The organism is uncultured Paracoccus sp. (assembly GCF_945915435.1).
In the GTDB taxonomy this organism is placed as follows: domain Bacteria; phylum Pseudomonadota; class Alphaproteobacteria; order Rhodobacterales; family Rhodobacteraceae; genus Paracoccus.
The window spans coordinates 102,121-112,633 of sequence record NZ_CAMEFG010000001.1 but is presented as its reverse complement, the minus strand read 5'-3'; the positions used below and the strand labels follow the sequence as shown (position 1 = coordinate 112,633).

The following is a 10,513-nucleotide window of genomic DNA, read 5'->3' as shown; positions in this document are numbered from 1 at the left end:
CTCCTCAGACGGCGCGGCTCAGGCGGTGGGTTTCGCCCGCCTGTTCAAGCCAGAAGCGGCGGATCAGGTTCCCGGCCAGCTTGCGGCGGTAATCGGCGCTGGCACGCCAGTCGGACAAGGGGCGGAAGTCGCTTTCGGCGGCGATGGCGGCGGCCTCGAAGCTGGCGGCGGCGAAGGGCTGGCCCAGCAGGGCGGCCTCGGCCCCCTGTGCGCGGCGGGGGATGGCATCCATGCCGCCGAAGGCGATGCGCGCGCCGGTGATCGTCCCGCCCTTGGTCGCGATGCGGAAGGCGGCGGCGGTCGCGGTGATGTCGGAATGCATGCGCTTGCTGACCTTGTAGGCCGCGATGCGGTCCTGGCCGGGCAGGGGGATGTGGACCGCCTCGACGAATTCGTCCTTGCGGCGGTCCTGCTTGCCGTATTCGATGAAGAAATCCTGCAAGGCCACGCGCCGGATGCCTTGGGTGCTGCGCAGGGTCACGCTGCCGCCAAGCGCGATCAGCAGCGGCGGCGTTTCCCCGATGGGCGAGCCGTTGGCGATATTGCCGCCGATGGTGCCGGCGTTGCGCACCTGCCAGCCGCCGATGCGCTGCCAATAGTCCAGCACCTGCGGATAGTGCTGCGCGATGACCGGCTCGAATTCGGAATAGGTGACGGTGGCGCCGATGGTGAAGCCGTCCTCGTCCTGGCGGACCTGCTTCAGTTCCGGCAGGTGGCCGATGAAGATGGTGGGCGAGATGTTGCGCATCATCTTGGTCACCCAAAGCCCCACATCGGTCGCGCCCGCGACGATGGTGGCGCCGGGGTTCTCGGCCAGCGCGGCGGCCAGATCGGCGCTGTCGGCGGGCAGGATGGCGCGGTCGCCGTCGCGCTGGCTCTCGACGCGGGCGGCGGGGATGGCGCGCGCCCATTCGGTCACCCGGTCGCGTTCCAGCGCCAGCGCATCCATCGCCTGGCCGCCCGCCTTCGCTGCGGCCAGCGCGGCCTTGACGATGGGTTCATAGCCGGTGCAGCGGCACAGGTTGCCTTGCAGGGCGTTCTCGATTTCCACCACCGAGGGATCGGGATTCGTCATCCACAGCCCGTAAAGCGACATCACGAAGCCCGGCGTGCAAAAGCCGCACTGGCTGCCGTGGTGATCGACCATCGCCTGCTGGACCGGATGCAACCGGCCGTCCTGCCCGCGCAGGTGTTCGATCGTGACGACATGGCAGCCGTGGCAGGATGCCAGAAAACGGATGCAGGCGTTGATCGGCTCGTATCGCAGCCGCCCGTCCAGCAGGCGGCCCACCAGCACGGTGCAGGCGCCACAATCGCCTTCGGCACAGCCTTCCTTGGTGCCGTAAAGCTGGCGTTTGAGCCGGATGAAATCCAGAAGCGTGTCGGAACCGGCGGCATCCGTCAGGCAGATCTCGGTGTCGTTCAGCAGGAAGCGCAGTTCCGATGCCATTGCTTGCTCCGTCGTTGGCTGGTTCGTGTGGCTGGGGCGTTGGTCAGCTTACAGCGAATTTTTTGTTTTGCGGAATCCCGGATTGAGAATAAGACTTTCCAAGAAATATTGAAGATGACAGGAGCGCCCGTGTCCTATCTTGAAAGTCTGCGCGTATTCGTCCGTGTGGTCGAGCTTGGCTCGATCACATCGGGCGGGCGCGATTTGCGGATGTCGCCCGCGGTCGCCTCGAACCGGATCAAGAACCTGGAAACCCGCTTCGGGGTGCGGCTGCTCAACCGCACGACGCGCAAGCTGGTCCCGACGGAAATCGGGCGCGCCTTCTACGACAGCGCCCGGCGCGTGATCGAATCGCTGGACGAGGCCGAGGCGGTCGTTTCCGGCTTTTCCGGCATGCCGCATGGCACGATCCGCGTCACCGCGCCGCTTGGGCTGGGGCGGCGGTTGATCGGGCCGCTGGTGCCGCGTTTCTGCAACGAATATCCGGGGGTCGAGGTCAGGCTGCGGCTGTCCGACCGCAGCGTGGATATCGTGGCCGATGGTATCGACTTGGCCTTTTTCCTGGGTGAGCCGCGCGATTCCGCGTTGAAATGGCGGCGCATCGCGGAATGCCGGCGGGCGCTGGTCGCCTCGCCCGAATATCTGGCGCGGCATGGCATGCCAGAACGGCCCGACGACCTGGTGCGGCACAACTGCCTGCTGCTGCGTTATCCGCGCAGCCCGGAATTCTTCTGGATGCTGCAAGCGCCGGGTGGGCCGCTGAAGATGATGGTCTCGGGCCGTTTCGATGCCGATGACGGCGACGTGCTGACCGAATGGGCGCTGACGGGGCAGGGGATCGCCAACCGCCCGCGATACGAGATCGCCGAGCATCTGGCCGCGGGCACGCTGGTCGAGGTTCTGCCCGAACATGCCCCCGTGCCCGCGCAATTCGGGATGCTGACCCCGCATCGCCGCCTGCAGGATCCCAAGCTGCGGCTGTTCGCCGATTTCGCGGCCCGTGACCTGCGCAATCTTTTCGCGGCCTGAACCCCGACAAGGCAAGAACCCCGAAAAGGCAAGGGCCGGTCGCGACGGACCGGCCCTTGGGTTAGCAGGCTGCTGAAATAGTCGGGCCTCGACGCCGATTGCAGAACATGATTCACCCGCTGCGGATCAACGGCGGAGACAGGCATGCGCGGTGCAGACGAGACGAGCGGATCGCTGTTCAGTTATGTCGATCTCGAAGAGCGGGTCCCCACCAGGCATCCGCTGCGCACGATCCGGCGGGTCGTCCATGACGCCTTGGCGAGCCTCGATGGCGAGTTCGATCGGCTCTATGCCGATTTCGGCCGCCCCTCCATCGCGCCGGAACGGTTGATCCGTGCGAGCCTGCTGCAAATTCTGTTCTCGGTCCGCTCCGAGCGGCATCTGATGGAGCAGTTGGACTACAACCTGCTGTTCCGCTGGTTTGTGGGGCTTGGCATCGACGACTAGGTCTGGGTTCCGACCGTGTTCAGCAAGAACCGCGACCGCCTTCTCACCACGGACATGTCGCGCAAGGTGATGGCCGCCATTCTCGCGCATCGCGAGGTCGCCGCGCTCCTGTCGGGCGACCACTTCTCGGTCGACGGCACATTGGTGAAGGCTTGGGCTTCCATGAAGAGCATCCGGCCGAAAGAGGACGGCGATCCCGGCGATCCCGGTGATCCTCCGGCACAGGATGCCGCCCCGCAAGACCCCATCTCCGCAGCCCGATCCGGAAACCCGCCCGATGTCCCGCCCCGCCAGCCGCAGCCGAAATGCCGAAGTGGATTTCAGGGGCCAGAAGCGCACGAACGCGACGCATGCCTCCACGACAGATGCCGATGCGCGGCTTTACCGGAAATCCCCGGGCACCGGCGCGATTCTATGCTTCATCGGGCACGCGGTCATGGAGAACCGCAGCGGGCTGGCCGTCCAGGGCGACTTGACCCACGCGGACGGTCGTGCCGAGCGCAAGGCGGCGCTCGACATGATGCACCGGCATTCGCCGGGATCGACCAGGCAGCTGACCTTGGGCGCCGACAAGGCATACGACGCTGCCGGGTTCGTGGCGGATTGCAGGCGAGCCTGCATCACCCCGCATGTCGCGCAGAAGGCGCGGTTCTCGGCAATCGACGGACGGACAACGCGGCACAAGGGTTATGCCCTGTCTCAGAAGCACCGGAAGCGGATCGAGGAGCTTTTCGGCTGGTCCAAGACCGTCGGCGGCGCGGCGCAGACCCTCTATCGCGGCGTGGAGCGGGTGCGGTTCCGCTTCATCCTCACGCTGGCCGCGGCAAACCTTGCCCGGCTGCCGCGGCTGCTGGCGATTTGAGGCCAGGAACCACCGCACCCCCATGCCGCAAGGCCAAGAAAGGCCGGAAAATCAAGCCGCCCGCCAAGCGCGGCGGAAACCGTTCCGCTTGCCCGACTACTTCAGCAGCCTGCTAGTGCCTGGGCGGCTCAGCTTCCGCGATAGGTGCTGTAGCCGTAGGGCGAGATCAGCAGCGGCACATGATAGTGATCCTGCGCCGCCATGCCGAAGCGCAGGGGCACGACGTTCAGGAAGCGCGGATCCTCGCCCCGATGGTCCTGGGCATCCAGCCAGTCGCCGACGTGAAAGACCAGTTCATATTCGCCGGTCTGGAACCGTTCGGCGGGCAGGATGTGGCTGTCGGTGCGGCCGTCGCCGTTGGTGACGGTCTCGGCGATGCGGGTGCGGGCCTCGCCCGACAGGCGGAACAGCTCGATCCGCAGACCCTGCGCGGGGCGGCCCGTGGCGGTGTCCAGGACGTGGGTGGTCAGATAGCCGGACATGATGGCTCCTTGTTGTTGAGATGGCCGCCCACCTGTCGGATGGGCGGCCCTTTTGCGGTGAGGGTGGCGTCAGTGGGCCTCTGCCGCGCGGGCGGCTTCGGCTGCGTCGGCCTCGTTGCTCTTGGGTGCGCCGTTGAAGAACCAGTTCAGCACGACCGCCGCGATCGCCGCCAGCAGGATGCCCGAGTGGATCAGCGTATGCAGCGAATGGGGCAGCCACTGGTTGAAGTCCGGCGCGACCATCGGGATCATGCCAAGGCCAAGCGAGACCGCAACGATGAACAGGTTGTGCCGGTTCCCCTTGAAATCGACGGTGGACAGGATGCGGATGCCGGTCGCGGCGACCATGCCGAACATCACCAGGCCCGCGCCGCCCAGAACCGTGGTCGGCAGCGATTCGACCAGCGCGGCCATCTTCGGGATCAGGCCAAGCACGATCAGGATCACCCCCGCCGCCACGCAGACGAAGCGCGAGCGCACGCCGGTCACGCCGACAAGCCCGACATTCTGGCTGAACGAGGTATAGGGGAAGGTGTTGAACAGCCCGCCGATGAAGGTGCCCAGGCCGTCGACGCGCAGGCCGGCGGTCAGGTTCTTGCGCTCGATCTTGCGGCCGCAAAGCTCGCCCAGGGCCAGGAACATGCCGGTGGATTCGATCATCACCACACACATCACCAGCACCATGGTCAGGATCATGATCGGATCGAAGATCGGCATCCCGAAATGCAGGGGCGTGATCAGGGCGAACCATTTGGCTTCGCCGATCTGGTCGAAATGCATCATCCCCATGGCGGCGGCAAGGACGCCCCCGACCACGATGCCCATCAGCACCGCGACATTGGCGATGAAGCCGCGCCCGAATTTCGCGATCAGCAGGATCGAGCCAAGCACCACCACCCCGATCAGGATCCGCGAGAGCGAGGCATATTCGGGGTTGTTGACCGTCGGGGCCAGTTGCACGCTTTCGGGCACCTCACCGGCGGCGCGGGCCTGTTCCAGCCATGCCGTTGCCGCGGGATCGACAAGCTGCGGCGCGGTGGGACCGGCGGGCAGGCCGAAGATCCAGTTGATGCCGACCGGCAGCAGGCTGACCCCGATCACCAGGATCACCGTCCCCGTCACCACGCTTGGAAAGAATCGCAACAGCTTGCCCATCAATGGCGCAAGGAAGATCGCGATGACCCCTGCGGCCATGATCGCGCCGAACATCATCCGCGCGCCGTCCGTTCCGGGGTTCGAGGTTGCGATGGCGATCATCGGGCCGACGGCGGCGAAGGTCACGCCCATCATCACCGGCAGCTTGATGCCGAACCACTGCGTCACCCCGAAGGACTGGATGATGGTCACGACGCCGCAGACGAAAAGGTCCGCCGAAATCAGAAAGGCCACGTCCTGCGGAGAAAGTTGCAGGGCGCGGCCGACGATCAGCGGCACCGCGACGGCGCCGGCATACATGACCAGAACGTGTTGCAGGCCCAGGGCCGTGAGGCGGGGGACCGGCAGCTTTTCCTCGACAGGATCGAACCCTGCGGTTTCTTGTGCGGGTTGCATTCGTCCTGAACCTCCCTATGTGTCAGAAACTAATGTATCAGATTTCATCGTGAACGGCGGTTGGCGATGTTGTCCACGATCTCCCTGCCCGCCTGATTACGCTAAAATGTCCCGGCGCGCCGTTGTTAATTGCGCCTTATTTTCAGCGCACCCAACTAGCTGTCTATCAATACGGTATAAAATCGCCCGAGGCGGAAGCGTCCGAAACCCTGCGGCCCCACCCCCTGCGGGCATGACATGAAACGGCCCGGCCTTGGCATATGCCAGGGCCGGGCCGGAAGCCGTTTCGCAGTTGCGGCGTGTCAGATCTCGACCTTGGTCGCGATGCCTTTTTCCTTGGCGATTTCCAGCACCTTTGCCGCGACGGCAAGGTCTTGCAACCCGACGCCGGTGCCGTCGAAGATGGTGACTTCGGCATTGCCCCGGCCCTCGTGCTGGCCGGTGATGACCGCGCCAAGGGGGGTGATGTCGCCTTCGCCGATCAGGCCGGCGGCGATGGCGTGCTGTGCCTCGCCGATGGTGGTGGATTGCGCGATCTCATCGGTAAAGATGCGGGCGCGCTCGACCAGCGCAGGATCGAGTTCCTGCTTGCCCTTGGTGTCGGTGCCCATCGCGGCGATATGGGTCGGGCCTTTCACATGCCCGTCCAACAGCATCGGCGCGAAGGACGAGGTGATCGAGATGATGACATCCGCATCCGCGCCCAGTTGCTCCAGTTCGACGGCCTCGAAGGGCAGGCCCAGATCGGCGGCGGTATCGGCCAGGCGGGTCAGCATCTCGGGGTGGGGGTTCCAGCCGATGACGCGGTCGAACTGGTGAACAGCCGCCGCTGCGCGCATCTGGAAGGCCGATTGATGGCCCGCGCCGATCATGCCCAGAACCTTGGCGCCCTTGGGCGCCAGGTGCTTGATCGAGACCGCCGAGGCCGCCGCCGTGCGCAGCGCGGTCAGCAGGTTGCCGCCCACCGCCGCCTCGACCCGGCCCGTGTCGGCGTCGAACAGGAACACGGTGGACTGGTGGTTGATCAGCCCGTGTTTCTGGTTGTTGGGCCAATAGCCCCCCGCCTTCAGGCCAAGGGTCGGCGCGCTGGCGTCGAACCCGCCCTTGAAGCCGTAAAGCGCGTCTTCGTGGCCGATGGCCTCGCGCACCACGGGGAAGTTGTAGGCCTGATCGCGTGCCATTGCGGCAAAGACCGATTCCACCGCGTCGAAGGCGGCTTGCGGGGTCATCAGCCCCGCGATTTCGCTTTCAGGAACGACCCACATCAGTAGGCCTTTCCGCGGGCGGACACCGGCCAGACGGTTTCGACCTTGCCGCCGCGCACGCCGACATACCAGTCATGGACGTTGCAGGTGGGGTCGCAATGGCCGGTCACCAGCTTCAGCTTTTCGTTGATCTTCAGCACGCCCTCGGGGTCCTCGACCACGCCGTGTTCATCGCTGCACTTGATGTATTTCACATCATCGCGGCCATAGATGAAGGGCAATCCGCTATCGACCGACTGCGCCTTCAGCCCTGCGTCCACGATCGCCAGATGCGGCTTGGCATGGGACATGACGCTGGTCAGGATGAACAGCGCGTTTTCCCATTCGCCCTGGTCGATCCGCTTGCCGTCCTTGTCCAGGATGCGCCCGTAATCGGCGTCCATGAAGGCGTAGCTGCCGCATTGCAATTCGTTGTAAACGCCCGAATTGCTTTCAAAGTAATAGCTGCCCGTGCCGCCGCCCGAGACGATTTCCGGTTCCAGCCCGATGGCTTTCAGCGCTTCGACCGCGTCGCTGACCTGCGCGATGGCGGCATCCAGCTTGGCCTTGCGGTCGCCGTAGCTGTCCATGTGCTGCATCGCGCCCTGATAGGCCTGGATGCCGGTGAACTTCAGCCCCTCGGCTGTGTCGATGGCCTTGGCGATCTCGACCACTTCCGGCGTGGTCTTGACGCCGCAGCGGCCCGCGCCGCAGTCGATTTCCACGAAACACTCGAGGGTGGTGCCGTGCTTTACCGCCGCCGCCGACAGGTCGGCCACGTTGGCCACATCATCGACGCAGACGATCACCCGCCCGCCGCTGACCTTGGGCATCCGTGCCAGCCGGTCGATCTTGGCCGGGTCGCGGACCTGGTTGCTGACCAGGATGTCCTTGATGCCGGCACGGGCAAAGACCTCGGCCTCGCTGACCTTCTGGCAGCAGACGCCGATGGCGCCGCCCAGTTCCATCTGCAATTTCAGCACGTCGACCGACTTGTGCATCTTGCCGTGGGCGCGGTGGGCCATGCCATGCGCCTTGGCGTAATCGCCCATCTTCTTGACGTTGCGCTCCAGCGCGTCAAGGTCGAGGATCAGGCAAGGCGTCTGGATATCCGCCTCGTCCATGCCGGGCAGGGCGGGAATGTCGAAGCCGACTTCGTAGCCGGAAAGATCCGTTTTCGCGTTCATGGGATACTCCTCAATTCCAGGGCAGCTTGTCCAGGTCGACATTGCCGCCGGTGATGATGATGCCGACGCGCTGGCCGGAAAAAGCGTCGGGATTCTTCAGGATCGTGGCCAGGGGCACGGCGCTGGACGGTTCCATCACCACGCGCAGGTGTTTCCAGATCAGTTTCATCGCATCCACGATTTCCGCGTCCGAGGCGGTGTAGATCTCATGGACGTGGTTCTTGACGAAATGCCAGGTCAGGTCCTTGAGCGGCACCAGCAGCCCGTCGGCGATGGTCTTGGGCGCGTCGTCGGCGATGATGTGACCGGCCTTGAAGCTGCGATAGGCGTCGTCGGCCTGTTCGGGTTCAGCGGCGATCACCTTGGTTTCCGGCGCCAGCGTCGACAGCGTCAGGCAGGTGCCCGAGATCATGCCGCCGCCGCCGATCGGCGCGACCACGAAGTCAAGGCCGTCCACCTGCTCGACCAGTTCCCTGGAACATGTGCCCTGGCCCGCGATCACGCGCGGGTCGTTGTAGGGGTGGACGAAATCGCCCCCGGTTTCCGCCTGCACCCTGGCAAAGGTTTCCTCGCGCGAAGAGGTCGAAGGCTCGCATTCCGTGATCACCCCGCCATAGCGGCGCACCGTGTCCTTCTTGGCCTGCGGTGCGGTGCGGGGCATGACCACGTTGCAGGGGATGCCCCGCAGCATTGCCGCGTAGGACAGGCAGGACGCATGGTTGCCGCTGGAATGCGTCGCGACGCCCTTGGCCGCCTGCGCCTCGTCCAGCCCGAAGACCGCATTGGCGGCGCCGCGGACCTTGAAGGCCCCCGGCTCCTGGAAGTTCTCGCATTTGAAGAAAAGCTGCGCGCCCGTCAGTTCGTTCAGGTAATCCGAGACCCGCACCGGCGTGCGCCGGATATGCGGCTTGATCCGCTCATGCGCGGCAAGCATGTCGTCATAGGTCGGGATATACATTTCCTCGGGCATGTTCAGGCCGCCTTCTGCACGGGTGCGGCGCTGAGGCGATAGCTTTCCTGTGCCGCCGCCACGCCCTGGCCCAGCTTGACCGGCAGGCCCAGATCGACCATGACCATCTCGGCCACCGAAAGCGCCAGCAGCGCCATTGCGTCGGTCAGGCTGCCCAGATGGCCGATCCGCCAGACCTTGCCCGCAACATCGCCAAGCCCGGTGCCGAAGGCAACCTGATATTTGTCCATCGCATGGCTGACGACAAGGTTCGCATCGAAGCCTTCGGGAACCAGGATGGCGCTGACGGTTTCGGAATAGAGTTCCGGGCGCTGCGCGCAAAGCTGCATCCCCCAGGCGTCGACGGCCGCGCGCACGCCGCTGGCGATGCGGTGGTGACGGGCAAAGACGTTGTCCAGCCCTTCGGCCAGCAGCAGCTTGCAGCTTTCGTTCAGCCCGTTGATCAGGCCGACTGGCGGCGTATAGGGATAGCCGTTCTTGGCATAGCCCGTCGCCATGTCGCGGATGTCGAAGAAGGTGCGGGGCAGGCGCGCGCTTTCGACCGCTTCCATCGCCTTGGGCGAAAAGGCGGTGATCGCAAGGCCCGGCGGCAGCATGAAGCCCTTCTGGCTGCCGGTCACGGCGACGTCGACGCCCCATTCGTCCATGCGGAAATCCATCGACCCGATCGAGCTGACGCCATCGACCAGCAGCAGCGCCGGGTGGCCGGCATTGTCCAGCGCGCGGCGGACCGCGGCGATGTCGCTGCGCACGCCGGTCGCGGTTTCGTTATGGGTCGCCAGGACGACGCGGATCTCGTGGCCCTTGTCGGCGGTCAGGATTTCCTCGAACCGATCGGCGGGGATGCCTTCGCCCCAGGGGGTTTGCACGACGGTCACGTCCAGCCCGTGGCGCTGGCACATGTCGATCCAGCGGTGGCTGAACATGCCGTTCCTTGCGGCAAGCACCTTGTCGCCGGGCGAAAGCGTGTTGGTGATGGCGGTTTCCCACCCGCCCGTCCCGGTCGAGGGAAAGACGAAAACCTGCGCCTGCGTCGTTTTCAGGACCTTTTTCACGCCTTCCAGCGCGGGGTGCAGGACGCGCCCGAATTCCGGGCTGCGGTGGTCGATGGTGGGAATGTCCACCGCCCGGCGCATCGCTTCGGGCATGTTGGTGGGGCCGGGAATGAAGACAGGGTTCTGGCTGATCATGGCATATCCTTCTCTCTTGCCTGCAATCATAGGCTTGGCCGGGGATTCGCGCAATTTTTCTGAAAAATATTTCTTTCTGGTGGAAAAATAGGGAAAAACGA

8 protein-coding genes and 1 pseudogene are annotated in these 10,513 nt (G+C 65.0%); 2 read left to right on the top strand and 7 right to left on the bottom strand.

The window, feature by feature from the left end; genetic code table 11:
* Window positions 1-4: 4 nt before the first annotated feature.
* Window positions 5-1,450: a xanthine dehydrogenase small subunit gene (gene xdhA, locus Q0O97_RS00565; protein ID WP_294923252.1), complete on the bottom strand. Its 1,446-nt coding sequence runs from the start codon at window positions 1,448-1,450 to the stop codon at window positions 5-7.
* 129 nt (window positions 1,451-1,579) lie between these two features.
* Here xdhA and Q0O97_RS00560 point away from each other — a divergent pair, with 129 nt between their 5' ends.
* Both Q0O97_RS00560 and Q0O97_RS00555 read left to right on the top strand, forming a co-directional pair.
* Window positions 1,580-2,479, top strand: coding sequence for a LysR family transcriptional regulator (locus Q0O97_RS00560; protein WP_294923248.1), 900 nt, complete (start codon window positions 1,580-1,582; stop codon window positions 2,477-2,479).
* A gap of 144 nt (window positions 2,480-2,623) precedes the next feature.
* Window positions 2,624-3,788 (top strand): annotated as a pseudogene (locus tag Q0O97_RS00555) (IS5 family transposase).
* Between the two features lie 128 nt (window positions 3,789-3,916).
* Here Q0O97_RS00555 and uraH read toward each other — a convergent pair.
* The 6 genes from uraH to bhcA all read right to left on the bottom strand — a co-directional run bounded on the left by uraH (window position 3,917) and on the right by bhcA (window position 10,412).
* Complete coding sequence (gene uraH, locus Q0O97_RS00550; protein ID WP_294923245.1) at window positions 3,917-4,270, bottom strand: hydroxyisourate hydrolase; 354 nt, start codon at window positions 4,268-4,270, stop codon at window positions 3,917-3,919.
* A gap of 69 nt (window positions 4,271-4,339) precedes the next feature.
* On the bottom strand, window positions 4,340-5,821 hold the full coding sequence (locus Q0O97_RS00545; protein ID WP_294923242.1) for a nucleobase:cation symporter-2 family protein: 1,482 nt from the start codon (window positions 5,819-5,821) through the stop codon (window positions 4,340-4,342).
* A 302-nt stretch (window positions 5,822-6,123) separates the two neighbouring features.
* Window positions 6,124-7,086, bottom strand: coding sequence for an iminosuccinate reductase BhcD (gene bhcD / locus Q0O97_RS00540; RefSeq protein WP_294923239.1), 963 nt, complete (start codon window positions 7,084-7,086; stop codon window positions 6,124-6,126).
* Window positions 7,086-8,252, bottom strand: a complete 1,167-nt coding sequence (gene bhcC / locus Q0O97_RS00535) for a 3-hydroxy-D-aspartate aldolase BhcC (protein WP_294923236.1) — start codon at window positions 8,250-8,252, stop codon at window positions 7,086-7,088. Before bhcC ends, bhcD begins: the two co-directional genes overlap by 1 nt.
* 10 nt (window positions 8,253-8,262) lie before the next feature.
* Window positions 8,263-9,210, bottom strand: coding sequence for a beta-hydroxyaspartate dehydratase BhcB (gene bhcB, locus Q0O97_RS00530; protein WP_294923444.1), 948 nt, complete (start codon window positions 9,208-9,210; stop codon window positions 8,263-8,265).
* A gap of 14 nt (window positions 9,211-9,224) precedes the next feature.
* Window positions 9,225-10,412, bottom strand: coding sequence for an L-aspartate--glyoxylate aminotransferase BhcA (gene bhcA, locus Q0O97_RS00525; RefSeq protein ID WP_294923232.1), 1,188 nt, complete (start codon window positions 10,410-10,412; stop codon window positions 9,225-9,227).
* Window positions 10,413-10,513 lie beyond the last annotated feature (101 nt).

Excerpts from the sequence above, each read along its gene's own strand:
- xdhA (WP_294923252.1), bottom strand. The coding sequence starts at position 1,450 with ATGGCATCGGAACTGCGCTTCCTGCTGAACGACACCGAGATCTGCCTG.
- uraH (WP_294923245.1), bottom strand. The coding sequence starts at position 4,270 with ATGTCCGGCTATCTGACCACCCACGTCCTGGACACCGCCACGGGCCGC.
- Q0O97_RS00545 (WP_294923242.1), bottom strand. The coding sequence starts at position 5,821 with ATGCAACCCGCACAAGAAACCGCAGGGTTCGATCCTGTCGAGGAAAAG.
- bhcD (WP_294923239.1), bottom strand. The coding sequence starts at position 7,086 with ATGTGGGTCGTTCCTGAAAGCGAAATCGCGGGGCTGATGACCCCGCAA.
- bhcC (WP_294923236.1), bottom strand. The coding sequence starts at position 8,252 with ATGAACGCGAAAACGGATCTTTCCGGCTACGAAGTCGGCTTCGACATT.
- bhcB (WP_294923444.1), bottom strand. The coding sequence starts at position 9,210 with ATGTATATCCCGACCTATGACGACATGCTTGCCGCGCATGAGCGGATC.
- bhcA (WP_294923232.1), bottom strand. The coding sequence starts at position 10,412 with ATGATCAGCCAGAACCCTGTCTTCATTCCCGGCCCCACCAACATGCCC.